This is a genomic window from Haloarchaeobius baliensis (assembly GCF_052060055.1).
Classification (GTDB): domain Archaea; phylum Halobacteriota; class Halobacteria; order Halobacteriales; family Natrialbaceae; genus Haloarchaeobius; species Haloarchaeobius baliensis.
Genome location: NZ_JBPPFR010000003.1, coordinates 374,461 through 398,323 on the forward strand (window position 1 = coordinate 374,461; position 23,863 = coordinate 398,323).

Annotated in this window: 27 protein-coding genes and 1 pseudogene; 15 read left to right on the forward strand and 13 right to left on the reverse strand. The window is 67.6% G+C overall.

Annotation, left to right across the window (positions count from 1 at the left end; genetic code table 11):
- Window positions 1-147 precede the first annotated feature (147 nt).
- Window positions 148-1,227 (forward strand): AI-2E family transporter, encoded by a 1,080-nt coding sequence (locus ACSG06_RS18605; RefSeq protein ID WP_440991790.1) that lies wholly within the window; start codon window positions 148-150, stop codon window positions 1,225-1,227.
- A 574-nt stretch (window positions 1,228-1,801) separates the two neighbouring features.
- On the opposite strand, the pseudogene ACSG06_RS18610 reads toward ACSG06_RS18605, so the two are convergent.
- Both ACSG06_RS18610 and ACSG06_RS18615 read right to left on the reverse strand, forming a co-directional pair.
- Window positions 1,802-1,951: pseudogene (locus ACSG06_RS18610) on the reverse strand (patatin-like phospholipase family protein); the annotation flags it as partial.
- Window positions 1,948-3,312 (reverse strand): metallophosphoesterase family protein, encoded by a 1,365-nt coding sequence (locus ACSG06_RS18615; RefSeq protein ID WP_440991791.1) that lies wholly within the window; start codon window positions 3,310-3,312, stop codon window positions 1,948-1,950. The pseudogene ACSG06_RS18610 and the gene ACSG06_RS18615, both read right to left, overlap by 4 nt.
- Window positions 3,313-3,707: 395 nt before the next feature.
- Here ACSG06_RS18615 and ACSG06_RS18620 point away from each other — a divergent pair, with 395 nt between their 5' ends.
- From ACSG06_RS18620 to ACSG06_RS18630, 3 genes are all read left to right on the forward strand, one after another.
- Complete coding sequence (locus ACSG06_RS18620; protein WP_440991792.1) at window positions 3,708-4,286, forward strand: HdeD family acid-resistance protein; 579 nt, start codon at window positions 3,708-3,710, stop codon at window positions 4,284-4,286.
- Window positions 4,287-4,904: 618 nt separating this feature from the next.
- A complete protein-coding gene (locus ACSG06_RS18625) occupies window positions 4,905-5,375 on the forward strand; it encodes a DUF1269 domain-containing protein (RefSeq protein WP_440992108.1) in 471 nt (156 codons plus the stop codon).
- A gap of 96 nt (window positions 5,376-5,471) precedes the next feature.
- A complete protein-coding gene (locus ACSG06_RS18630) occupies window positions 5,472-7,010 on the forward strand; it encodes a TIGR00341 family protein (protein WP_440991793.1) in 1,539 nt (512 codons plus the stop codon).
- 218 nt (window positions 7,011-7,228) lie between these two features.
- Here the strand turns inward: ACSG06_RS18630 and ACSG06_RS18635 are convergent, their stop codons facing one another.
- A complete protein-coding gene (locus ACSG06_RS18635; RefSeq protein ID WP_440991794.1) occupies window positions 7,229-7,663 on the reverse strand; it encodes a DUF7548 family protein in 435 nt (144 codons plus the stop codon).
- Window positions 7,664-8,049: 386 nt separating this feature from the next.
- On the opposite strand from ACSG06_RS18635, the gene ACSG06_RS18640 reads away from it, so the two are divergent.
- From ACSG06_RS18640 to ACSG06_RS18670, 7 genes are all read left to right on the forward strand, one after another.
- Window positions 8,050-8,334, forward strand: a complete 285-nt coding sequence (locus ACSG06_RS18640; protein ID WP_440991795.1) for a bacteriophage holin — start codon at window positions 8,050-8,052, stop codon at window positions 8,332-8,334.
- 162 nt (window positions 8,335-8,496) lie between these two features.
- The gene (locus tag ACSG06_RS18645) at window positions 8,497-9,258 is read left to right on the forward strand and encodes a sugar phosphate isomerase/epimerase family protein (RefSeq protein WP_440991796.1); all 762 of its coding nucleotides are present in this window, start codon (window positions 8,497-8,499) and stop codon (window positions 9,256-9,258) included.
- The gene (locus ACSG06_RS18650; protein WP_440991797.1) at window positions 9,255-9,992 is read left to right on the forward strand and encodes an ATP-grasp domain-containing protein; all 738 of its coding nucleotides are present in this window, start codon (window positions 9,255-9,257) and stop codon (window positions 9,990-9,992) included. Before ACSG06_RS18645 ends, ACSG06_RS18650 begins: the two co-directional genes overlap by 4 nt.
- Before the next feature lie 204 nt (window positions 9,993-10,196).
- Window positions 10,197-10,688: a DUF6789 family protein gene (locus ACSG06_RS18655; protein ID WP_440991798.1), complete on the forward strand. Its 492-nt coding sequence runs from the start codon at window positions 10,197-10,199 to the stop codon at window positions 10,686-10,688.
- Between the two features lie 167 nt (window positions 10,689-10,855).
- Window positions 10,856-11,860, forward strand: coding sequence for a CapA family protein (locus ACSG06_RS18660; protein ID WP_440991799.1), 1,005 nt, complete (start codon window positions 10,856-10,858; stop codon window positions 11,858-11,860).
- 74 nt (window positions 11,861-11,934) lie between these two features.
- Entirely contained in the window at window positions 11,935-12,075 is a 141-nt protein-coding gene (locus ACSG06_RS18665) for a phage terminase large subunit family protein (RefSeq protein WP_256401645.1), read from the forward strand.
- Between the two features lie 22 nt (window positions 12,076-12,097).
- A complete protein-coding gene (locus tag ACSG06_RS18670; protein ID WP_440991800.1) occupies window positions 12,098-12,865 on the forward strand; it encodes a proteasome assembly chaperone family protein in 768 nt (255 codons plus the stop codon).
- Window positions 12,866-12,907: 42 nt separating this feature from the next.
- Here the strand turns inward: ACSG06_RS18670 and ACSG06_RS18675 are convergent, their stop codons facing one another.
- The 3 genes from ACSG06_RS18675 to ACSG06_RS18685 form a co-directional block, all read right to left on the reverse strand.
- Window positions 12,908-13,042 (reverse strand): hypothetical protein, encoded by a 135-nt coding sequence (locus ACSG06_RS18675; RefSeq protein WP_440991801.1) that lies wholly within the window; start codon window positions 13,040-13,042, stop codon window positions 12,908-12,910.
- Between the two features lie 23 nt (window positions 13,043-13,065).
- Window positions 13,066-13,488, reverse strand: coding sequence for a CBS domain-containing protein (locus ACSG06_RS18680; RefSeq protein ID WP_440991802.1), 423 nt, complete (start codon window positions 13,486-13,488; stop codon window positions 13,066-13,068).
- A gap of 93 nt (window positions 13,489-13,581) precedes the next feature.
- The gene (locus ACSG06_RS18685; RefSeq protein ID WP_440991803.1) at window positions 13,582-14,001 is read right to left on the reverse strand and encodes a DUF7539 family protein; all 420 of its coding nucleotides are present in this window, start codon (window positions 13,999-14,001) and stop codon (window positions 13,582-13,584) included.
- Window positions 14,002-14,170: 169 nt separating this feature from the next.
- Between ACSG06_RS18685 and ACSG06_RS18690 the strand changes: the two genes are divergently transcribed.
- The gene (locus tag ACSG06_RS18690) at window positions 14,171-15,157 is read left to right on the forward strand and encodes a transcription initiation factor IIB (protein ID WP_440991804.1); all 987 of its coding nucleotides are present in this window, start codon (window positions 14,171-14,173) and stop codon (window positions 15,155-15,157) included.
- 25 nt (window positions 15,158-15,182) lie between these two features.
- Here ACSG06_RS18690 and ACSG06_RS18695 read toward each other — a convergent pair whose 3' ends face one another.
- Window positions 15,183-15,458: a hypothetical protein gene (locus tag ACSG06_RS18695; RefSeq protein ID WP_440991805.1), complete on the reverse strand. Its 276-nt coding sequence runs from the start codon at window positions 15,456-15,458 to the stop codon at window positions 15,183-15,185.
- Window positions 15,459-15,625: 167 nt separating this feature from the next.
- Here ACSG06_RS18695 and ACSG06_RS18700 point away from each other — a divergent pair, with 167 nt between their 5' ends.
- Window positions 15,626-16,078 carry an Hsp20/alpha crystallin family protein gene (locus ACSG06_RS18700; protein WP_440991806.1) on the forward strand — a complete coding sequence of 151 codons (453 nt, stop codon included), beginning with the start codon at window positions 15,626-15,628 and terminating at the stop codon, window positions 16,076-16,078.
- A gap of 39 nt (window positions 16,079-16,117) precedes the next feature.
- On the opposite strand, the gene ACSG06_RS18705 is transcribed toward ACSG06_RS18700, so the two are convergent.
- The 3 genes from ACSG06_RS18705 to ACSG06_RS18715 all read right to left on the reverse strand — a co-directional run bounded on the left by ACSG06_RS18705 (window position 16,118) and on the right by ACSG06_RS18715 (window position 17,336).
- Window positions 16,118-16,756: a dienelactone hydrolase family protein gene (locus ACSG06_RS18705; RefSeq protein WP_440991807.1), complete on the reverse strand. Its 639-nt coding sequence runs from the start codon at window positions 16,754-16,756 to the stop codon at window positions 16,118-16,120.
- A gap of 9 nt (window positions 16,757-16,765) precedes the next feature.
- On the reverse strand, window positions 16,766-17,110 hold the full coding sequence (locus ACSG06_RS18710) for an Hsp20/alpha crystallin family protein (RefSeq protein WP_440991808.1): 345 nt from the start codon (window positions 17,108-17,110) through the stop codon (window positions 16,766-16,768).
- Between the two features lie 61 nt (window positions 17,111-17,171).
- Window positions 17,172-17,336, reverse strand: a complete 165-nt coding sequence (locus tag ACSG06_RS18715) for a hypothetical protein (RefSeq protein WP_440991809.1) — start codon at window positions 17,334-17,336, stop codon at window positions 17,172-17,174.
- Window positions 17,337-17,594: 258 nt separating this feature from the next.
- On the opposite strand from ACSG06_RS18715, the gene ACSG06_RS18720 reads away from it, so the two are divergent.
- Window positions 17,595-18,056 (forward strand): pyridoxamine 5'-phosphate oxidase family protein, encoded by a 462-nt coding sequence (locus ACSG06_RS18720; RefSeq protein WP_440991810.1) that lies wholly within the window; start codon window positions 17,595-17,597, stop codon window positions 18,054-18,056.
- Window positions 18,057-18,071: 15 nt separating this feature from the next.
- Here the strand turns inward: ACSG06_RS18720 and ACSG06_RS18725 are convergent, their stop codons facing one another.
- Entirely contained in the window at window positions 18,072-19,139 is a 1,068-nt protein-coding gene (locus tag ACSG06_RS18725; RefSeq protein ID WP_440991811.1) for a zinc-binding dehydrogenase, read from the reverse strand.
- A gap of 190 nt (window positions 19,140-19,329) precedes the next feature.
- On the opposite strand from ACSG06_RS18725, the gene ACSG06_RS18730 reads away from it, so the two are divergent.
- Window positions 19,330-20,565 carry a site-specific integrase gene (locus ACSG06_RS18730; RefSeq protein WP_440991812.1) on the forward strand — a complete coding sequence of 412 codons (1,236 nt, stop codon included), beginning with the start codon at window positions 19,330-19,332 and terminating at the stop codon, window positions 20,563-20,565.
- A 36-nt stretch (window positions 20,566-20,601) separates the two neighbouring features.
- Here the strand turns inward: ACSG06_RS18730 and ACSG06_RS18735 are convergent, their stop codons facing one another.
- Window positions 20,602-21,744 (reverse strand): Fic family protein, encoded by a 1,143-nt coding sequence (locus ACSG06_RS18735; protein WP_440991813.1) that lies wholly within the window; start codon window positions 21,742-21,744, stop codon window positions 20,602-20,604.
- A 313-nt stretch (window positions 21,745-22,057) separates the two neighbouring features.
- Window positions 22,058-23,836: an archaea-specific SMC-related protein gene (locus ACSG06_RS18740; protein ID WP_440991814.1), complete on the reverse strand. Its 1,779-nt coding sequence runs from the start codon at window positions 23,834-23,836 to the stop codon at window positions 22,058-22,060.
- Window positions 23,837-23,863 lie beyond the last annotated feature (27 nt).

The following is a 23,863-nucleotide window of genomic DNA, read 5'->3' on the forward strand; positions in this document are numbered from 1 at the left end:
CTGTCGAGGACACCACTCCGAGGTTGCACCGGGGGCCAGCCGGACCGACTCGGGATCGACCCGTCGGGCGGCGTTTCGACAAGGCCGAGGACCCCGAAGAGAGGGCTGCTCCCAAACGAATTTATCTCGCTCCACGGAACTGTTACCATGGACTCTGCTAGCGTGTTCAGAGTCGCGGTGGTCGGCCTCGCGGTGCTCGTGGCGGGAGTCCTCATCGCACCGTACCTCACACCGGTTCTCGCCGCCCTGCTGATCGCCTACGTCTTGCGACCCGTCTATCGTCGGCTGGCACCCCGTGTCGGAGACAGGGTCGCTGCACTCGGCCTCATCGTCGCGTTCACGCTCTTCTTGCTGTTGCCGTTTCTCCTCCTCGCGTCGGCGCTCGTCGATGGGATCCGAGAGATCCTGGCCGTCGTTCGCGAGGAGAGCCTGGTCCCGGACGGCGGAGAGGCGGTGTACGGCGAGCTGTTCGGCGGTGAGTTGACCCTGGAGCGGTTCCTCACCGATTCGGCGGGGTCGATAGACGCCGGGACGCTGCTTCGCAGCGCACTCGCTCTCTTCGGGGGGTTCACCGACGCCGTCCTCGTCCTGACCGTGCTGGCGTTCGTCCTCTACTTCGCGCTCGTCGACGGGCCGGATCTCCTCGAGTGGGTCCGCGCCCAGACACCGCTCCCGGACGACCAGTGGCGGGAACTCACCGAGCGTGCGGACGCGCTCACCTTCGGCGCCGTAGTCGGCGAGGTCGCCGTCGCAGTCATACAGGGACTGCTCGCCGGCATCGCGTTCTTCCTCCTCGGCCTGCCGGGTGTCCTGTTCTGGGCGCTCGTCACCACGATTCTCGGGTTCCTCCCGGTCGTCGGCCCATCGTTCGTCTACGTCCCCACATCGATCTACCTGCTCGCTGTCGGGCGACCGCTGGCGGGGGTGGCCTTCCTGCTCTACGGAGCCGTCGTCGTGAGCGTCAGCGACGACTACCTGCGTCCGCTCATCGGCGGGCAGGCGGGCCGGTTGAACCCCGCGCTCGTCGTCGTGGGTATCTTCGGCGGTCTCGCGCTGTTCGGGTTCGTCGGCATCTTCTACGGTCCCATCCTCATCGGGATGGTCAAGGCCGTCTTCGAGACGGTCTGGGCTGGTGACCATGCAGGGTCGACGGAGAGCCTCGACGACGACCGAGGAGCGTTCGCGGATCAGGAGGAGCCGACGGGGGATGGGTCTGAGAGGGCCTGAGACCGGTCACAGACAGGTGTCCGGGGTGTTCACTCGCTGGCGTCGAATCCAGCACGCTCGCCTGGAACGATCCGCCCGACCGACATCGGACGACGCAGAACCTGATTCACCGGACCGTGAAGCGGGACAGAATCGAGTCTCTAGCCCACGTGAACCGCCTCGGGGTCAAGCCCCGAGGCACTCGCCTTGTTTCCTCTGTAGATACGTTGAAAACCCCTGGTCGGACCGAACGTCACCGAGAGAGACGTCCCGGGATGCTGGAGAGTTCTGTCGCGGAACGTGCCGTCGCGGGTTGCGGCAGTGCGTTCCTGTTACGACTCACCGAGCTCTCGCCCACGACGACGAAGTGCGATTGCGACGATCGCGACGATTCCAACCAGTGCAACGATGGCGGTGATGAGTACGCGTTTCATCGGCTTCGAAGTGGTCGACAGCAACAGCAGTAAACAGTATCCACCGTTGAGCAGGGTATAGAACCCATTCAACCTGAAGGGCGGTAGTACCGTCGATCCTCGTGTGGCCGCACGGGAGACGGAAAGAGTCAGATAACGGCAGCTCGCCATCGTCTACGACGACCCGAGGTGCCGCCGAGGCCGACGAGGTCGAACGCCACGTCGTCCTCCTCGAGAAGGCGGGCGAGCACGCCCGCGGTGAACGCCGTGTGGCTCCCGCCGCCCTGGCAGGCTATCCCGGCCCTCGTGACCGTGTCATCGTCCGGTGTCATGAGTCTGAAGGCTGTCTCGGTATCTCGTCGTCACCGGTGGTGGCGTCCGTCTCCTCCAGTTGCCGGTCGAACTCCCCGGCCGGATCGACGACGGTCCGGGCGGGCACCGGAGTCTGCTGTTTCGGGGACCGGGTGAGGAGGCGCTGGAGCAGCGTCTCGTCGTCCGGGTCGGGTTTCTCGATCACCTCGTACTCGACGAGGACGCCGCCGTCATCCGCCGGGGAGAGCCGGAAGTAGTTGAGACGGTACGACGAGTAGAAGACCGGCGGGACGACGCCGATGACTGGGTCGATGCGGCGCAACCGTTTGAGCCACGTGCCGGTGTTGATGACGAGCCGGTCGTCCACCTCGGTCGACGACGGGCGGTGCGTGTGTCCGTAGACGTACACGGCGGCCCGAGGGTTCGAGGCGAACACCGCTCGGGCCCTATCGATGTACTTCTCGACGGGGTCGGCGTCTCCCCGCGACCGCACGAAACCGAACCGTCTGAGCGTCTTCCGGGCATCCCGCACGAACACGGAGAGTGGAATCGCGATGGCCAGCAACAGGAGGATGAGCACCAGGTTCCCAACCAGAACGAGCCTGACCAGTTCTCCGGCCGGGCCGAACAGTTCGAGGAACTCTAGAACGGCTGTGAGGGGCGCCGACCACAGCCCGAACCAGTCGAGCGCGAATATCGCAACGTAGAGCACGCCGACGTTGAACAGGAGGAGGAACGGAACGACAGCGTACCTGAGCCACGCGCTCATCTCCCGATAGAAGTAGTTCGAGATCATCCAGTCGGGAATCTGTGTCATCGGCGTCACGGCCTGGATGTCCTTGAGCCAGTTGTACTTCCCTCGGTCGGAGAGACGGCCCGCTCGGCTCGTTATCTGCCGGTTGACGAAGTAGCCCGGCGGATTCGCGTAGGGGTTGCCGAAGTCGGGGATCCGGTTGCTCGGGTCCTCCTGCATCCCGTGTTCGACGTGGACGACGTGCTCGCCGACGGACCGCTCGATCGACACCTCCTGTTCCAGCGTGACGTTGTACTCGGCCAGTCGGTCGACGTACTCCGGGTACGCGGCGAGTTCGTAGTCATGGTTGCCCGGGATGAGCGTGATCGGTATCTCACGGCCGGTCGCCTGGAGCTGGGCGAACAGTTCGGGGTAGCGGTCGAGGAGGGCGTCGAGCTTCGCCGGACCCTCGACCTGCGTGAACTCCCACAGCCCGAACGCGTCGCCGTTGATTATCAGCTCCGCGTCCTCGTCGCTCTCCTCGAGCTCTCGGAGGAACGCGAGCAGTTCGTCGAGGAAGTCGACCTGCTCAAGTTGCTCGTCGCCGCCGATGTGGAGGTCGCTGATGAGGTAGTACGTGTCAGTCATATCGGGGACTCCGTCGAGAGGTCGGCTGACCCATCTCGGTCGCACTATTCGACGGGAGCTGTCATTTCTATTATTTCCGTATCGAGGCCAGCTGGTGACCGGTCTGTGACGGCCGCGAGGCAGGGGGTGTCCCTGGGGTGGAGACCGCGAGAGATGGGGGCTCGCTGCCACCGAGCGGTCGTCGAGAGACGGCGCTCCAGCGCCGTCGGAGAACCGGACGGCGTGGTGGCGGACCACTCGACAGTCGGTACCCGGGAGTCACACCAGGAGCAGGCACCGCAGGTCGGCGACGTTCACATCGCGGACGTATCCTGCAGGTAGCAGGTCGCAGTCGGTGTCGTATCTGGAAATAACGGTTTTTCTCCCGTCCTGTCGTCTGTACGAACGGTGAGACCATGGTCATTACATCAGCGGATACGGTGAGCGAGATAGACGATTCGATGGGAGCCGTCGTCGGCGGCATCATCATCGGGATACTGGGTCTGCTGGCGATCCTCTTCCCGTTCGTCACCGGGCTGTCGCTCTCGCTGCTGTTCGGCAGCCTGCTGGTCGTCGGGGCACTGGTCCACGTCGCACACGCCTTCGGTCGCAGACGCCGCCTCGGCTCCCGCCTCTGGCAGATAGTGCTCGGCCTGCTATACGGTTTCGCCGGCATCAGCCTGCTCGCCAACCCCGTGCTCGGCCTGGCGACGCTGACGGTGCTCGTCATCGCGTTCCTGCTCGTCGACGGTATCCTCGAGACAGTCTGGGCACTCCGCGACCGCGGCAAGGAGGGCTGGGGCCTCCTGCTCGGGAGCGGCATCATCTCGTTGCTCGCCGGGGTGCTGCTCTGGCTGGGGTTCCCCAGCACCGCCACCTGGGCGGTCGGACTCCTGTTCGGGCTGAACCTGGTGGCCACCGGCATCGCTCTGGCGACGATGGGACGGCGCACGAGCACCGAGACGGTCGAGACCGAGCGACCGATCAGTGGCTAGTTCCCGAGGTGGCCCGACAGTCCTGGTTCGACCGCGACGCGCTGGTCGGGGTCGAACTGGTCAGGTGTGTCTGTGGCGACGCGCCGGCCCGACTCCTCGCTCCACTCCACCCCTCCTCTGTGGCCACTCTCGTCGGCACTGACGCGATGTTCGGCAGTCGTTTCCGCACTGGTATCGAGCGTGTTTCGGGGGGACGTCGCACCGCTCGCATCTGTCGTTTCGGTGGTCCTACCGCTGCGAACCGCTGCCTACTGCCGACCGCCACGGTTCCCGGGAACAGCACCCGACCCGACGGCTCCGCCCACGGACCGCTCCACCTGCCATCGCTGGCCTGTTCAGTTCCAACCGATGCAGTTCGCACCGGCCGAGAAAAGGCGACCCCGTCGCCCGGGTGCACGAATCGACGGACGAGTGAGTGATGGCCCTGGCGACCGCAACGCCGACACGTCCGTGAGACGACGAGCACCAGATGGCTGGTCGACGAGAACGGTGATTCCACGGTGAGACTGCGTTCTCCGAATCTACGCCGTAGTTACCGCTCTATGAGTGTTCTTAACTAAGGCCCGCTCCCTGCAATTGCGGCCCATGAGTTCCCTTGTGGTACTCGCGTTCGACAAGATGCAAGGTGCGGAGGCGATGCGCGAGAAGATGTACGAACTGCAGAAACGAGAGCTGATCACCATCGAGGACGCGGCGGTCGTCGTCCGCAACGAGAAAGGCCGGGCGAAGGTCAAGCAGGCACACAGCCTCGTCGGCGCGGGCGCCCTCGGCGGGGCGTTCTGGGGCATGCTCATCGGCCTGCTGTTCTTCGCCCCGTGGCTCGGCCTCATCGCCGGTGCGGCCGCCGGAGCCATCTCCGGGAAGCTCGGGGACTTCGGCATCGACGACTCGTTCATCAAGGAGGTCAGTGACGCGGTCGAGCCCGGCAGCTCCGCCCTGTTCATGCTGACGCGGGATGCGAACATCGACCGCATCGAGTCGGAACTGGCGGACTTCGAGTACGAGTTCGAGATCATCGAGACGAACCTGTCGCCCGAGGACGAGACGAAGCTCCGGGAAACCTTCGCAGCCGAGGAGGTCGCGGGCTGATCCGAGGCGCTCCCGGTCAGGCCCGGTGCCTCGGTAGCGAGCGGAAACCACGACCCCGGCCATCTGGACAGCTGATGACCGGGGACCCACCAACTCATGCGACTCGTTCAGGTACTGATTCCAACGGGGACACGACAGACTGTGCTCGAGGCGCTCGACAGCCAGGGTATCGACTACGCCGTCTTCGACGAGGTCCAACGCGAGGAGTTCGAGGCGATGGTCCAGTTCCCCGTCCCCCCGAGCGGCGTCGAACCGGTGATGGACGAACTGGTCGAGGCCGGCGTCCGGGACGACGCCTACACCATCGTGCTGCCGACCGAGACCGTCGTCTCGCAACGCCTCTCCGCGCTCATCGAACGGTTCCCCGGGCTCCGTATCTCGCGCGAGGAGCTGTACGCACGCGCCCAGGACCTCGCGCCGGCGACATCCACGTTCTTCGCGTTCCTCGTCCTGAGCACCGTCATCGCGACGACCGGGCTCTTGCTCGACTCCGCGGCGACCATCATCGGGGCGATGGTGGTCGCGCCGCTGATGGGACCAGCGATCTCCGCGAGCGTCGGGGCGATACTCGCCGACTCGAAGATGACCTCTCGAGGTGTGACGCTCCAGGTGACCGGTCTACTCACCGCGATACTCACCGCCGCCGTCATGGGCTGGCTGCTCAAGCAGACGATACTCATCGCACCGGGACTCGACATCCGAACCATTCCGCAGATCGCCGAGCGGACGAGTCCGAACTTCCTGTCGCTGTTCCTGGCACTGGGGTCGGGGATAGCCGGGTCACTCAGCATCATGCGGGGCTCCGGATCGACCCTGGTCGGCGTTGCCATCGCCGTCGCGCTCGTCCCGCCCGCAGCGACCTCGGGGCTGGGAATCGCGTTCGGCCTCCCGGGAGTCGCCATCGCGGGTTCGGTGCTGGTGGTCGTGAACCTACTCGCCATCAACGTCTCGGCGCTCGTGCTGTTCTGGCTCGCGGGGTTCAAACCCCTCGAGGCGGGGCAGTTCGAGGGCGTCCGCGCGGCGGTCTTCTCGCGAATCGTCGTGCTCGCCATCGGCATCGCCGTCCTCTCAATCGCCCTCGGTCTGGTCACCTGGACGACGTTCCAGACCCAGTCCTTCGAGCAGCAGACCCGAACCGAGTTCCAGGAAGGGTTCGAGGAGGCGGACATCGAGGGCGTCGAGCTCGTCTCCGTGACGGTCGACTACGAACCGGTCGACGTGCTCCTCGGGAACCAGCCGCAGGTGAACGTCCTGGTGGCCATTCCACGGGATCTCGAAGCACCACCCGACCTCGCCCAACGCTGGGACGACCAGTTGACCGAGGAGCTGGGCCGTGACGTCGTCGTCCGCGTCGGCTTCATCGAGGCACAGGTCTCCGACGATGGGACGCCGGAGCCACGCGAGGGCATCGCCGGAACGAGTGTCGGGTGGCCGGTCGACACGGACGGCGGCATCAATCAGCCCTTGTGGACGACGAGCCGAGAACCGGACGTGAGGACGAACCCGGTCGCCAGCGGAGACGGGCAGACCAGGAGCGGTTCGTCTCTCCGACGGCTGCTCGGCGAACAGCAGGCGCGATGTGCCACCGTGCTTCGACCGCCAGAGCGGACATCGATGTTCTGCCGCGGCCACTGAGGGGCTGGAGAACCGGACCGCGCCCGAACGGTGTCCCGAGCGGGAGACCCGGTCTGCGAGGGGCACCGGGACGATCGGTCCTCGGGGGGTCGTGACTGCACCCGGAACTGTCCGGGTGTGGTGACGCTGGCGACACACACCGGAGGAACGTGCAGCCTCCGGTCCGACAGATGATGGCACCCCTCCCGTTTGACCGACCACCACACGACGGGGACGCCCTACTCCGACGACGCGGACTCCCGCATGGTTCGACGAACGATGTCCGCGTACCAGAGCGCCGTTCCGAAGGTGACGGCCGCGAAGGCCAGAACCACCCAGCGGTGGTAGACGAACTCCCGCATGGTCGGCAACCCCACGGCCGCCTGCCCCTGGCCGAGGAGCGCCCAGCCCGTGGCGACGAGGAGCAATGCGCCGGCCACGACGACCACCAGCCCGGCGAGCGTCTCCCGCTCGACGAATCCCCCGGTCTGGAGGAGTGCACCGGCGACCGTTCCGGAGGCGAGGAGGCCGAGCGCCAGCGGTTCCGGCCAGGTCGCCGAGTAGTACGGTTCGAGGCCCGTACTCGGGTCCAGGACGGGTGGAACAGCCAGCAGCAACAGGAGCGCCGCCGCCGAGGCGGCGTGGACTCCCAGCGAGAGACGTTCGCGGTTCACGGCGCCACCGCCGGCCCGGGTCGGTCACTGCAGCGGACCGCTGGTTCCGTCTCCGTTCGACGCCGCGCGGGCTGGAGGCCGGGGAGGGGAGCGATCCGCCCTGCCAACCACGGCTCGCGGTTCATCGATGCCGGCCGCGGCGCGCGGTTCTCCGAGCGGCGTGCTCGCCGGACGTGTCGAGCGACCCCTCGGGACAGGTGGACCCGTGAGGACATGTGCGCCCTACCCGGACGGTGGTGTCCCACATTGTTCTACACCGATTACCCGACTGCTCGACGGACGAGCAACCGCGGCGGGACAGGTGTGGCGGGCTCCGTCACCGAGTCGATCGGGGGACAGGGCAGTCCGAGGGGAGACCTAAGCGGTTCGATGCCGAACACCACGGTATGGCGACCACGAGACTCGACAGCTCGGCGTTCGGACTGGCGTGTGGACTGCTCTGGTCGGCGGCGGTGGTCCTGCTCGGAATCACCGCCCGCATCGGCTGGGGGAGACGGTGGGAACGACTGCTCGCCGACGTCTACCGGGGGTACGACGAGAGCGGGTCGGGGCTGCTCGTCGGCGCCCTCTGGGCGTTCCTCGACGGGTTCCTCGGCGGCTACGCGTTCGCGGCGCTCTACAACCGCCTCCGGCGCGTGACCGGCGGCCGCCCACGCGTCGAGGGCTGGTGACGCGGAGCCGTCAGTCACCGTCCGGCCGCCCCCGTTCGAGACCGGTCGGGAAGCGGCCGACTGTCCGCCAGGGCTCGCCACCCCGGGAGGCAAGGTGAAATGGGTTCGCGCCGAACTGGGTGGTATGTACGTCCATCCACGGTCGCTGTCGGGGGAGCGCTGATGCGGTTCGGTGCAGCGCTCGACCTGCGATACGAGGTCCCGATCGACGAGTTCGTCGACCTGGTCACCGGGCTCGGACTCGACCACGTCGAGCTCCGGCAGGGGTACCTCGACGTCCATCCCGAGGCACCGACGCCGCGGGAACTGCGGGAACTGGCCGCAGACCGCGACCTCAGCTACACGTTCCACGCCCCGTTCCGCGGGTCGAACCTGGCCAACCTCAACGAGCCGCTCCGGGAGGCAGCCGTCGACGGCGTGAAGCGGTCGCTCGACACCGCGCTGGCGGCCGGTGCCGGGGCCGTCGTCGTGCACGGCGGCTCGGTCCCGCGCCGCTACCCCGACCGGATCCGGAGTATCGCCCGCCGGCAGGCGGTCCGGTCGCTCCGGGAGTGTGCAGTCCACGCCGACGAGATCGGGATGCACCTCTGCGTGGAGAACCAGCGACGGAAGGAGAGCCAGGAGCGCAACACGGAGACGCCGGCGCGCCTCGCGTCGTTCCTCGACGATGTCGGCGTGGACTCGCCGTACCTCGGCGTGACGCTCGACGTGGGCCACGCCAAGGTCACCGGTGTCGACGTCGCGGAGTACGTCGAGACGTTCGGCGACCGTATCCGGGTGGTCCACCTCCACGACAACGACGGCCAGCGGGACTCCCACGACGTCCTCCCGGAGTTCCGGCAGGTGGCCGAACGCATCGGCGCGCCGTTCAACGTGCTCGAGATGAAGTCCATCGCGGATATCGAACGATGCGTGGCAGGGTGAGCGGTGACGGCGGCCGGCCCCGCATCGGCATCACGAGTGACCCCGAGCACCCGGTGTTCTCGGTCGTGGGCGACCGGCTCGTCGCGGACGGGTTCGACGTCAGATACTTCGACGCGACCCGGACCCTGCCGGTCGACGTGCTCGACGGACTCGCGGCGTTCGTCACGAAGCACACACGGCCTGGGTCGGTCCGGTCGCTCGTGGCCGCCGAGCGACACGGGGTGCCGACGTGGAACAGCGCGACGGGGGTGCAGGTCTGCATCTCGCGGCTGAGCCAGCTCTGTGCGCTCGAGACCGTCGGCTTCCACGTCCCGGACGTGACCAGGACGAAGCCCGACTGCGACTACGTCGCCAAGGGACTCTACCACTGGGACGACGTCCTCGAGATCAACGGCGATGGCGACGTGTACGAACCCCTGCTTCCCTGCGAACGGGTCGACTACAAGTACTACACCGTCCACGACGGGGAGCGGTACCGGACGGTGGTCCTCAGGGCGACCTCGAAGCTCGACGGCGAGAAGACCATCGTCGGGCGGGCCGACCCGGTCCCCGAGCACGTGGACCGTATCGAGACGCTGATGGACACGCTGGGTATGCGAGGAATCGGTGTGGACCTCGTTCGTACGGCGGACCGGTGGTACGCCGTCGACCTCAACCCCTGTCCGGGGTTCGGGGGGACAGGGCTGGAGGCGGTCCTGGCCGACTCCATCGCGTCCTGTACCGACGGTGGGTGACCCGCCACCCCAGGGACTCCGCCCACGGGTCACCCGTCGGTCGAAACCTCGGCTTACCCCCGCTGTGCGGCCCATCCGGATCGGGGTGACGGCTGTCACGCCCCCTGAGAAGGCCCGCTCCGCACCCCCCTGTGACTGTTCTCTGACCGCCTCGACTGCGATAACCCGGTGCATACTATTCCATACCAGCCACGAATGGCCGCCATGGACCCCGTCCGAAGCAGCCTGAGCAGTGGGTTCGCGGCCACGGTCGTACTCCTCGTCCTGCTGTTAATCGCGGACGTGTTCCTCAGTGGCCCGGACCTGTTCGTGTTCTCGACGTTCATGCGGTCCTGCGCGGTCGCGACAAGCCCGAACTGCGGACTTGCCACCTCGACCGCGACGCTCCTCACCTTCGTCTGGTTCCTCCTCCTGTTCGCCATCGCCTGGCCATTGCTGTTCGCGGGGTTCACGTGGGGGTTGCCCGGTGAGTCCGGCCTCACCCACGGCGTCGTGTTCGCCACCATCGTCTGGCTCGGATACGCGGTCTCGGTGTTCTACGCCATCGGGATGGAGGGACGGACGGTCGGTGAGAGCATCCCGTTCCTGGTCGTGACGTTCGTGGCGTACGCGATCTACGGGGCTGTCCTCGGAGGTGGCTACGACTACCTCGCCGAGCATCGGACCTTCCTGAGTGCGGAGGACGAGGGGGTCTGAGCCGGCAGTTGCGAGGGGTCCGGGACCGAGGTCGAGGGGCAGCTGGGGTGTCGGACGTGGAACCCCGTCTCCTCGACGTGCGGTGTGGCCGGACGCGGGGAAAGAGACCGCCTACCGGGGCTGAACCGTCGTGGCTGTTATCCACGCTTCGTCCGTCCATACACGCCATGGCACCGACGCTCGGGCTCACCGGCGACGTGATGCTCGGTCGGAACGTCGACGAGCGCCAGACTCGTCGGCCGGTCACCGCCGTGTGGGGCGACGTGCTGGAGCGGCTCCAGTCGCTCGACGGCCTGCTCGTGAACCTGGAGTGCTGCCTCTCGAAGCGCGGCACCCCGTGGCAGCGGACCCGGCGGGCGTTCCGGTTCCGCGCGGACCCCGAGTGGGCGCTGCCGGCGCTCGACGCGGCCGGCGTCGACTGCTGTGCGCTCGCGAACAACCACGTCCTCGACTTCGAGGAGGAGGCACTCCTCGACACGCTGGACTGGCTCGACGAGGGCGGATTCGCGCGTGCCGGCGCGGGCCGCAATCGCGAGGCTGCCTTCGCGCCGGCAAGGTTCGAGCTGGATGGACTCGACGTCGCGGTCGTCTCGGTCACCGACAACACGCCCGAGTACGCGGCGACGGAGCGGACACCGGGGACGGCGTACGTCGACATCCACGGTGACGAGGATGGGACCCGCGAGGCGCTCGGAGCGGCGTTGGACCGGGCCGGCTCGACCGAGCCCGATCTCGTCGTCGCCTCACTGCACTGGGGGCCGAACATGGTCACGGAGCCACCCGAGGCATTCCGACGCCTCGCACACTGGCTGATCGACGGTGGCGTCGACGTCGTCCACGGCCACAGCGCACACGTCTTCCAGGGAGTCGAGGTGTACCGGGGGCGGCCGATCCTCTACGACACCGGCGACTTCGTCGACGACTACGCGGTCGACGACGAGCTGCGGAACGACCGGTCGTTTCTGTTCGAACTCAGGACGACGACCAGAGGTGACCCAGCGAGCCTCCGACTGGTCCCGACGGAGATCGGGAACTGTGCGGTCCACCGGGCCGGTCCCGGGGTGGCGGTGTGGTCGAGAAAGCGGATGCGCGCACTGTCGGCACGGTTCGACACCAGTTTCGAGCGTGCGGGGGACGGACTCGTCCTCGACCTCGGCGAGAGTTCCCGGTGACGGGGCCGTCACAGCCGGGTGCTTCCTCGGTAACCGACGACGAACTTTTATCCTCGCTCGCGACGCGTGACCACATGACAGGACGCTGTCCGCACTGCGAGGAGGAGGTGACACCACGGAACGGTGGTGAACCCGGCGAGCACTCCGGCGTGGCCACCGTCTGGGTCTGTCCCGTCTGTGACACCATCCTCGGCGTCTCGGAATGGATGGACTGACGACCGTACTCCAGCACTACCCATGTCCCAACCCACACCGACCGCGACCTTCAAGCGGTACACCGACGTACAGGCCGACGAACCCTATCTCATCGAGGGGCTGCCGGGCCACGGGCTCGTCGCCGCCATCGCGACGGACCTCGTCACCAGACAGCTCGAGCTCGAACACTACGGAAGCATCGTCTCGGACGAGTTCCCGTCCGTCGCCCCGTTCAAGGACGGCCGCGTGCAGGACCTCGTCCGGGTGTACGCGCGGGCCGAGCCACCCGTGATGACGCTCCAGAGCGACGTGGCACTGCCCGGTCGGGCGTTCGACCCGCTCGCGAACTGCGTCCTCGAGGACCTGGCGACCGAGTTCGAGCGCGTCATCTTCCTGACCGGCGCGCCGGCCGAGAACGAAGCGGAGATCGGCGACGTGTTCGGCGTCGCGACCACGGACGAGGTCGAGTCCGAGCTCCGTGCCGCCGACATCCGTATCGCGGACGGCTTCGGCCTCGTCGGTGGTATCACGGGTGCGCTCGTCTCGGCCTGCCACGAGGCCGGCGTCCCGGCGTCGGTACTCGTCGTGAAGGCGAACCCGTTCCTGCCGGACCCGGCCGCTGCACAGTCCGTCATCGAGACCGCGCTCGAACCGCTCGTCGACTTCGACATCGACACCACGGAGCTGGCGGAGCAGGCCGACGAGATCCGCACGCAGATGGAGGAGATCTCGAGACACTACCAGCAGATGATGGCCGCCGAACGTCAGGAGCCACCCGAGGAGCCCACCGGGCCGACGATGTTCCAGTAGCAGGTGGCGTGAGGCTGGGCGAGCGCTGGGTTGGCCGGGGGCTCAGGGCGGCACGTCGCCGTCCATCTCGTGGTACTCCCAGACGTGGTCCTCGAGCTCGGCCTCCGTCCGGAACGAATCGTCGCAGAGCTCGCACTCGTAGGGCCGCTCGTCGTCCGCCTCGTCGGTCTCGGGCATGAGCGTGTGGGCGTTCGGAACGGTCAGTAGCTCGGTGACTCGGCCTCGATGACCCCCGCGAGACCCGTCATCTCGTCGGAGAACAACACCACGAGGTCGTCGAGGGTGACGATGCCGGCGAGTTCACCGTTGTCGTCGACGATCGGGAGCCGGCGGACCTCGCCCCGGTACATCGCCTCGGTGACCTGGAACACGCCGTCGTCCTCGTGGGCCGTGATGGGGTTCTTCGACATGATGTCCCCGACCGTCACCTCCCGGGGGTCGGCCCGGGGTTCGAGCACCTCGAGTGCGAGGTCGCGGTCGGTGACGATGCCGACGGGGACGTCGTCCTCCTCGACGACCACGCTCCCGACCTCCTCCTCCTTCATCACGGTCGCGAGGTTGCCGGCCGTCTGGTCCTTGTGTATCGTGATGACACCGGTCCGTGCGATATCACTGATTGGCATGGCTCCGGACGCCCTACTCGGGGGCCAGTCCGTTAAGTATGGACAGCGAACACGCGGTAAGGTCCAGTGAACGCCCGACCGGACCCGTGTGCCTCAGTTCGACTCCGAGCGGCGGAAGGCGTCGAGGTCCGCCTGGATGTACTCCGCGACTCGCTCGCAGTAGGTCCAGAGCAGGTCGTTGTACTGTTCGCGTGCGGCCTCGTCGAGGCTCTCCTCGCCCCTGAAACCCTCGTAGGGGATCTCTGGATGGAGGGTACAGACGACGCCCGGTTCACCGGGGTCGGCACCCCCGTCGTGGACGATGCCGTACTCGTCCGCCCCCCAGATACCGGGCTCGCCACGTCGGGTGAGGTCGGAGTCGATGCGGTCGAGTTCGCGGAGCTCCGCGTCGGTAAGTGCGGCGCCGGAACCCTCGAAGAGCTCCGAGTAGGCCTGGTCACGGGCGTTGAAGGTCCACTCGGAGAGGTGCTCGCGGGCACGCCGAACCGTCTCGCGGTCGGTTTCTGCGGGCATGGCCGTGCGGAACTACGTCGGCCACGGTGAAAACGCTCCGGAGGGTGCACCCGTCGAGCAGCGGCGGCGAGCCCCGTGCCGACGACAAGTTTATATACGTAACGCGGTTACGTATGGTTAGTGAATTCGGGTCCGGGACGGTCGCGTGTCGGCCCCGAGTGACGACGCAATGAGTTCTGTAGATACGAAGACAGGAGCGACGGAGGGACAGCACGAGATCGAAGCGGAGAGTCCGATCGAGAGCACCAGCCAGCACGAGACAACGTGTCCCGAGTGCGGGGCTCGCCTCACGACCGACGCCGAGCACGCGGAGACGACGTGCGTCGAGTGTGGCCTCGTGGTCACAGAGCGGCACGTCGACCGCGGACCTGAGTGGCGGTCGTTCGACGACGGCGAGGGCACGAGCCGGAGCCGGGTCGGGGCACCCACGACCCAGCTCCTCCACGACAAGGGCCTCTCCAGTCACATCAGCTGGGAGAACCGCGACGGGCGGGGCTCCACGTTGAGTCCGCGGCAGCGACGGCGGATGAGTCGGCTCCGCACCTGGGACGAGCGCTTCCGGGCCAAGAGTCACGACGACCGAACCCTGAAGCAGGCGCTCGGCGAGATCCAGCGGATGGGGAGCGCCCTCGGTCTCCCGGACGACGTCCGTGAGACCGCGAGCGTCATCTACCGGCGCGCCCAGGCGGCTGACCTGCTCCCGGGACGCACCATCGAGGCCATCTCGACGGCCGCGCTGTACGCGGCGGGGCGTCAGATGGACAACCCCCGTAGCATCGACGAGGTGGCCGCGGTGAGCCGCATCGACGAACAGGAGTTCAAGCGCGCGTACCGGTACCTGGTGCGCGAGCTGGAGCTCCCCGTCAAGCCCGCGAACCCGCAGCAGTACGTCGGTCGGCTCGCGTCGGCACTCGACGCCAGACCGGAGACGGAACGACAGGCACGCGAGCTCCTGACCGCCGCGGAGGGGACCGGCGCCTTCACGGGCAAGAGCCCGGTCGGGCTGGCGGCGGCGGCACTGTACGCTGCGTCCCAGCTCACCGGCGAGCGGCTGACGCAGGACCGGGTCAGCGAGGCCGCCGACGTGAGCAACGTGACCATCCGCAACCGGTACAAGGAGCTCCTCGAGTTCCACGAAGCGGCCCGGACCGACTGAGCCGACCCCTCCTGACCGGGGCAGGTCAGACCGTTCGTTTCAGGGCCTCGAGCTTCGCCGCGAGTCGTTCGCTGGCGGCGGCCGCCTCGTCGGTCAGCCCGTCGGCGTCCGCGGTGACCCGGTCCTTCACGTGGCCGGAGGTCTCACCCTCGTTGGCCTCGATACGACGACGCAGACTCTCGAGTTCGTCGGCCAGCTCGTCGAGCCGACCGACCGTGGTGTCGATCTCGTCGAACAGTTCGTCGACACGGCCCGAGCCGACGGTCGAGAGGTTCTCCGTGGAGTCGTCTCGTTCGACCATACCGAGGTGTTCGGTCCCATGGGACAAGTTCGTTGTGGATTTCGCGATGGGGAGGCCGAAACCCACAGACAGGAGCCCGTTCGTCCGCGACTGGCAACCATATGGATTCTAATCCGCCACATGATACTTTCTGCCGTTCGACGTACATCCGGACGGAGGCAACAGCAATGAGCTCACGCAACAATCCGTTCGAGGAACTGATGCGCCTCACGGAACGGATGAATCGCCAGTTCGAGGAGGCGACACGCTCGTGGTCGGGCAACGGTCCGGCCGCCTGGTGGGCCACCGAGGGCGAGGAGATGTCGCTCGACCTCGTCGAACACGACGACGAGTTCGTCGTCGCCGTCGACCTGCCGGGGTTCGAACGCGACGAGGTCTCGATCCGCGTGACCGACCACCGACTGGAGATCGATGCCGAACACGAGGCAGAGACCGAGGAGGAGGAGGAGCACTACCTCAGACACGAGCGGACCCACCGTGAGCTCCACCGGTCGGTCCGACTGCCGGACGAGGTCGACACGGAGAACGTGGCGGCCCGGATGCGCAACGGCGTCCTGACCATCACCCTCCCGAAGCGGGAGGTGACGGAGGCCCGCACCGTCGAGATCGAGGAGTCCTGAGCGGACCACGCTCCCGGTCCCCCTGACGCCGCCTGTTCGTCACCCGAGGTGCTCGCCGAACCAGTCCGCGGCGAGCTCCGCCACCCGCTCCAGCTCACCCTCGCCTTCGAACAGGTGCCCCGCACCCTCGACGACGGCGAGTTCCTTCTCGCAGTTCAGCTCCGCGAAGGCGTCGCGGTTCAGTTCCAGCACCTGCGTGTCGGCCCCACCGACGACGAACAGCGTCGCCGCGGCCACGGTCGGTAGCCGGGCCGTCGCGAGGTCGACCCGACCACCGCGTGAGACGACGGCATCGACATCGTCGCGTGCCGAAGCCGCCCTGAGCGCGGCGGCCGCACCGGTGCTGGAGCCGAAGTAGCCGACCGAGAGCGAGGCGGTGTCCTCGCGCTCGCGCAGCCAGTCGGTCGCCGCCCCGAGCCGGTCGGTCAGTCGGTCGATGTCGAAGCGGTTCTCGTACGTCCGGTCCTCGGCCTCGGTGAGCAGGTCGAACAGGAGCGTCCCGAGGCCCCGCTCGCGAAGCACCGAGGCGACGTACTGGTTGCGGGGGCTGTGCCGGCTGCTGCCGCTGCCGTGGGCGAAGACGACGAGCCCGGCCGAATCCTCGGGCAGGTGCAGCTCGCCCTCGAGGGAGACCGGACCAGCCGGAATCGAGACCTGCAGCCCCTCCGGGTCGCTCATCCGGCGCCCTCACTCCACCTCGACCCGCCTGGGCCGGTGACGCTTGGGGAGGTGGACCCTGAGGACGCCATCGGTGTAGTTCGCCGAGACCCGTCGCTCGTCGGCGTGTTCGGGCAGGTGCAGGACGCGGGACTGCTCGCCGCGACCGCGTTCCCGCGCGAGGTACCGCTCCGCGTCACCGTCGCCGAAGTCGGCGACGATCCGGACGCGGGCCTTCCGAACGCTCACGTCGATGTCCTGGGTCCGCAACCCCGGTAGGTCGGCCGTGACGACGAACTCGTCCCCGTGGTCCTCCAGATCGACCGGGAACCAGTCCTCGCCGGGGCGACGCTGCCCGGCCCCTTGCTGTTCCACACCGCGCGCTCCCGTCCGCGGTTCCTTGCGTCTCATTGGTCGAAAACCGTCCGCAGTGCCGTTACTCGTCGGTCGCGAGCTCCCGTTCCACCAGGTCCTCGAGCAGCTCTTCGTACTCCAGGTCAGCCTCCTCTATCTCCTCCAGCGCTTCCCGCATCTCGCGCTCCCGCTGTCTCCGCTCCTCGTCGAGTGCCTTCTTGTCTCGCCCACTTCGGGTGTCTGGCATGTGCTACCATTGCACGCATGACCTCCTAACCTTTGTGCCGTCCTGTTGGCCCGGTGTTATCTCTGGGCGCGGGACCCCTGCGGGCGTCATCCCGGAGCGGTCGGACATCGTCTCGGAGCGGCCGGCCATCGTCTCTGTGCGGTCCGCCATCGTCCCGGAGTGGTTCCAGTTTCCCCCACACGTGACCCGTTCGACGGGGCCACCACCGCACGACCTAAACCGGTGTCCACCGTAGTCGTACGTAGCCAGAAGGTCACCATGGAACACATCGAGTACGCCTACACTCACGGCATGGACGACGAGGAGATAGCCGAGCGACTGCAGGCCGAGGGGACGGGCGTGCTGTCGCTTGCAGACGACGACGACGCCTACGGCATCCCGCTCGCGCACTACTACGACGGCGAGGACCTCTACTTCCGGCTCGGGATGACCGAGGACAGCCACAAACGGGAGTTGCTGGACGGAGGCGGGGCCGTCTCCTACGTCGTCTACGGGGCCGACGAGACCGAGGACCCCCGGGGGATCGATTCGTGGAGCGTCATGGTGGAGGGGTCGCTCAGTCGGATCCCCGAATCCGACCACGACCGCTTCGACACCGCGGAGATCAACCGCCGCTTCTCACCGATCCGCGTGTTCGACGAGGACATCGAGGAGATCGAGATCGTCATCGTCCGGCTCGATGCCGACTCGGTGACGGGACGGAGGACGTCGTTCGACTGACCGGGGGCAGCGCCCTCAGCGACCGAACTCCGTGACGACCTCCACCCCACGCGTCCCGTAGTCACTCATCGCCGCCAGCCGGTCCGACACCGCCGAGAGCGGGACGCGTCGGGTCACCAGTGCCCCGGGGTCGATGCGCCCCGTCTCCATCATCCTGAGGAGCTCGTCGTAGCGCGTCGGCGGCATCCCACGGGAGCCGAGGAACGAGATGTCCCAGCGCGTCATGGCGTCGATGGGCAGCGACACCTCGCCCCGTTCTGCCTCGGTCGTCAACCCGAGCTGGACGTGGGTGCCACGCGTCCGGAGGCAGTCGACGCTGTTGCGACACGTCTCCGCACGGCCCAGCGCGTCGACCGAGACGTGGGCCCCGTCGCCGGTCACCGCCGCGACCTCGTCCGGCACGTCGTCGACCGTCGAGGCGTCGACCGTCGTCGTGGCACCGAGGTCGCTGGCGAGTGCGAGCGGTTCCTCGCGGACGTCCACGGCGACGACCCCCGCCCCGAGTGCGGCGGCGAGCTGGACCGCCGCGAGGCCGAGTCCACCGCAGCCGTGGACCGCAACCCAGTCGCCCGCGGCGAGGTCGACGCGATGCGAGAGCGCGTGGAACGCGGTCACGTAGCGACAGCCGAGCGCGGCCATCTCCTCTGGCGCCACGTTCGACGGGAGCTCGACGGCGTTGTACTCGACGTGCGGGACGTGGACCGCCTCCGCGAACGCCCCCTGGGCGTCCATCTCGAAGCCGAGCGCGTGGCCGTCGTCGCAGACGTTGCCGTGACCGTTCAGGCAGTGCGGGCAGGCACCGTCGCCGAGGTTGAAGGGGACCGCGACCCGGTCGCCGACCGAGAGCCGGGTCACGTCCTCGCCGACCGCCACGACTCGGCCCGCGGGCTCGTGCCCGAGCACCTGCCCGAGGGAGACCTGGTCGTCCGCCCACTCGCCGTGGCCCTGCCACGCGTGCCAGTCGCTGCGGCAGATGCCACAGGCCTCGACCTCGACCACCGCTCCGTGGGGTTCGGGCTCTGGCTCCGGGACGGACTCGATGCTGAGCGGCTCGCCGTAGGCTTCGAGGACTGCTGCGCGCATACCCGGACGGAACGAGGGAGCCACCTTAGCTCTGCGGTCGGCCGTGGCGGTGCGGGACCGACAAGAGCTAAATGCCGGTGCCACACAGTGTCCACAGAATGGCTATCGCCGAGGAGACGTCGACCGCGTCCGCTCTCCCCGCCAGTGACGGGCAGGAGGGCTGGAGGGCTGTTCTTCGGCAGGTGGAACGATGAACCGACGGGCGTCGGGTGACCGGGAGGACCGCCCGTTCGCGGCGACCTTCGAGCGATACCTCCAGGACAAGGGCAAGGGTCGCGGCGGCCAGGGCGGGAACTACCGTCGGAACGCCGCCCGCGAGCTGGAACGCTTCGCGGACTGGGCACGTGGCGACCGTGGCCCCGACGACTGGGCCGGCATCGTCCCCGCCGATGACCGGGAACCGGCGTTCGCCGACCTCGACGACAGGGTGTTCCGTGAGTACGCACGCCACCTCGCCGGCGACCGCGGGCTCAAGCCCAACACCGTCCAGACGTACTACGCGTACGTCTCCGCCTGGTGCGGCTGGTGCGTCAATGAGGGCTACCTGAGCGCCCACCACGCCCAGCGGGCGAGTGCGACGGCCCCGTTGCCCAGCGACGACGGGCGCAAACCCGGCGACCAGCAGGCCTGGACCCCCGAGCAGCGCCACGCCCTGACCCGGCACGTCGACGCGGCGGCCCGGGAGGCGGTCGAGTCGTTCACGACCCTCCCCGACGACACCGACGCGCTCGACCGCGGGCGGGCCCGGTACCGCGCCATCCGTGCCGCGAGGGACCGCGCACTCGTGTTCGTGGTCGCCTACACCGCCGTCCGCATCGGCGAGGTGCTCCGTGACCCGGACGACCCGCGCCGACGTGGCGTCCGCTGGAGCGAGGTCGACCTCGAATCGGGGAGCATGGAGGTCTACCGCAAGAAACAGCAGTGGGACGCGGCGAGCCTGCCCGACCCGGTCATCGGGCCGCTGCGTCGCTACCGTCGGCTGCTCGACCCGCCGAGCGACCGCTGGCCGGTGTTCCCCACCTTCGACCAGCGGACCCTCGCCGACCTCGTGCGGGAGGAGCTGGCCGACCGGGGGCTGCGACCCGCGGAGATCGACGCCCGCCGCGACGAACACGCCCGAGATCTGCTGCTCGCGCTCGACGCGGACATCCGCCCCCCGTCGCTGACGACCGACGGCGGCCGTTCGGTCCTGCGGCGGGTGACCGAAGCGAGCGACGTGTCCATCGACCACCCGAAACACGACTACCTCGCACCTCACGGTGGCCGTCGCGGGATGGGCGAGGTGCTCGTCCGGGCGTTCGGCTACACCGTGGCAGCCCGGTACCTCGACAACTCGGAGGAGATGGTCCGGGACCGCTACTCCCACATCGAGGCGGGCGAGCTCGGCGACGTCGCGACGGAGGCCCTCGACGAGGTGGACCTCTGACCGGGGCGGGTCGCCCCCGCGGTACCCTCGGTCGACTCAGGGCGACCCGACGACGTCGATTATCTCTGGCGCCTCGTACACGCGGTACCGTTCCCCGCCGGATATCTCCTCGACGATTCCCTCCGCCTCCAGTGCCTCGATGGCGTCGTACACCGCCTGTCGTGACCGGCCGGTGGCGTCTATCGCCCGGCTGGCGGTCAGGTACGGCTCCTCGAAGACGTAGTCCACCACGTCACGGACCGCCGGGCGGTTCGGGAACAGGTCGTGGTACTCGGCCTGGAGCGCCTGGAGCTCGACCCCACAGTCGTACGCGTCGATGGCCTGTTCCGCGACCGCGTTCAGGACGAACGTGATCCACTCCTCCCACGCCCCGTCCTGACTCACCGCCAGGAGGAGGTCCAGGTACCGCTGCCGTCGCCGGTTGAAGTACGCGCTCAGGTAGAGGTACGGCTCGGGGAGCAGTCCCGCCTGGTAGAGCTGGAGCATCATCAGCAGCCGGCCCAGCCGGCCGTTCCCGTCGCGGAACGGGTGGATGGTCTCGAACTGGTAGTGGGTGATGGCCACGTCGACGAGCGGCGGGTACGACCCACGGTTGATGTACGCGACGAGCTGCTCCAGGAGCAGGTCGACCGTGTCGGGGTTCGCCGGGACGAACCGGGCGCTCTCGGCGGAGCCGTCCGGCGAGCCGATGTACACCGGCACGTCCCGGAGCTCGCCCGGATGTTCGTCGACGCCCCGGGTGTCGTGGAGCAGTGTGTCGTGGAGCTCCCGGATCAGATCGACGCTCATCTGCTCACCGTCACCCAGGCGCTCGAACCCCTGCCTGACCGCGTCGACGTAGTTGTACGCCTCCCGCACGTCCCGCGAGTCGGCCGCCGACCGCTCCGGAGAGCCGTCGATCTCGTGCAGGATGATGTCCGAGACGGTGACGTTCGTGCCCTCGATCTGCGAGCTCATCGCGGCCTCGCGGACGACGAACGGGGCGATGAGCAGGTTCTCGTTGTCCACGTTCCGGTGGAGTGTCGCCAGCCGGCCGAGCGCGTACTGCGCGTCGCCGTACACCCGGAGCAGGTCGTCGGTGTACTCGATCTCCGGTGGCAGACTGGCCGGACGGTAGCACGGGAGGCCGTCGTACTCGTCTATGGTTCCCGGCCCGGCCGCGAAGTCCTCGGGGTCCATCTTGACGCAGACTCCGAACCGAACCCTTCTAAATCTACTGGATCGTGGAGTAGAAGATTTAGCTGCGTTCCGAGTCGCGCTGCGTCAACGGCGACTGCTCGCGGGCGAGACCGGCGCGGTCGAGCTTGACACAGACCGGGTACGGAGCGCTCTAAATCCACCGAGTTCCAGAAAGATGATTTAGCGGGCTATGAGAGCAGTCTGTGTCGGCCAGCGGAATCGGTTCGGAGACCGGTGAACCGCTGCATCCAACGTCGAACCCAGGGATTTCGACGAGTACACGCCGGCAGCCCTGGCTGGATACGCGTGCCACCTACGCCGTGGATTCGACCTCGTCCGAGACCACGTCCCACTCGGCAGGGTCGATCTCGTGGCCCTCGAACGACGACTGTTCGGGGTACGCCGTACAGACGACCCGGTCCGAGCGGTCCGAGAGGTAGTCCACGAGGAGGTGGAGGTTCCGGTCGGTCAGCCCACCGAGGCTGTCGACGAGGATGACCGGGACCCTGTCCGCCACGTCGTAGGCCTCGTAGCCCGCGAGTGCGGCGACCAGGCCGAGCAACACGACCTCACCCTCGCTGAGCGCGTCGAGCGACGCCTCGCGACCGTCCCGGGCGACCACGAGATCGAAGTTCGAGGTCAGTCGCGCGCTCTCGTAGCTAGTCTCGAACGTCTCGATTATCTCCGAGATCGCTTCGGAGAACGCCTCACGCGTCTCCGCCTTCATCCGCTCACGGCGGGTCCGGAGCGTCTCGATCTCGTCGGAGAGGGACTGACGCTCCTCCTCCAGCATCGACTGCTGACCGGCCTGGTCTTCGAGTGTGTCGACCTCCGAACGGAGGTCGGCGAGCAGCTCCTCCGTGTACTTGATCTCGCTCTCGACGGCCGTCAGTTCGCTCTCCTGCTCGGAGACCGTCTCTTCGAGCTCCTCGACCCTGTCTGTGACGTCCGCGAGGGAGTCGCGCTTCCGCTCGAGGCTCTCACGACGCTCCTCGAGCTGGGACTCGAGGTCCCCGATCTGCCGTTCGAGCTCCCGCTCTCGCCGCTCCTGCTGTCGCTGTTCGTCCTTCTTCGACTGCAGTGCTCGCTTCTCGGCCCGGTACGCGTTCGCGTCCTCCTCCAACTCGGTGATCTTCTCCTGGAGGGCCTCGAGTCGGGCATCGATGGTTCCACGTTCCGTCTCCGAGCCGCAGATCCAGCAGGACATCGAGTCCTCGACGAGCCCCCGGTCGATGTCCGAGACGAGCTCCGTACGGCCCTCCTCGACGATACGCCTGTTCGCGCTGTAGACGGATTTCAGCAGTTCGACGTCCGACTCGTGCTCCTGGACCCGCTCCTCGAGACGCGCGAGGTCATCGTCGATAGCGGAGTGGTCGGGGACTTCGAGGTCCGCCAGCTCGGCCTCGTGTTCCGCGAGGTTCTCCTCGATACGGTTGATACTCTTCTCGAGTCGCTCGATCTGCCCCTCGATGCGGTCCTGGTCGGCCCGCGCACTGCTCAGGTCGTCACGTGACCCGGCGTCTTCGGGTGGTTCCTCGATAGACTCCCGCTGAGCCTTTAGCTCCGCGAGTTCCTCCTCGAGCGATGCGATGCGCTTCTGTTTGGAGACGAGGTTCTCGCTGGCCGACTGCGCTCTGTTCAGCTCTGACTCCACCTGCGACCGCTCCGCTTGGAGGTCGGCGATCTGCTCGTTGATGTTCTCGAGTTCGAGCGGCTTCGTCAGGTACGCTTCGAGGTTCTCGCCGTTCTGCACCGCCGCCCGGATCGGGTTGTCCTCGGTCAGGAATGCGTAGAGGGAAGCACAGGTACGGTCGTACTCGTCCGCGAGATACGGCGTCCCATCCCGGGCGACGGTACGTCCTTCACGGCGCAGTCTGACCTCGTACTCGTCGGTGTCGGTCCGCAACGTCACGCGACCCTCGGCCGCGCCTTCTGTCAACGGCGACCGGGTCCCCATCGCGGTCTGTAGCGACCGGATGAGGCTCGACTTGCCGCGCCAGTTCTCTGCTCGCACCGCGTTCAAACCGGGCTCGACGGTCGTCTCCCCGTCGAGGATGCCGGCGATGTTCTCGATATCCAGGGTCCAGGTCATGCTTGTGGGTTGGTGTGTACGGTAGTT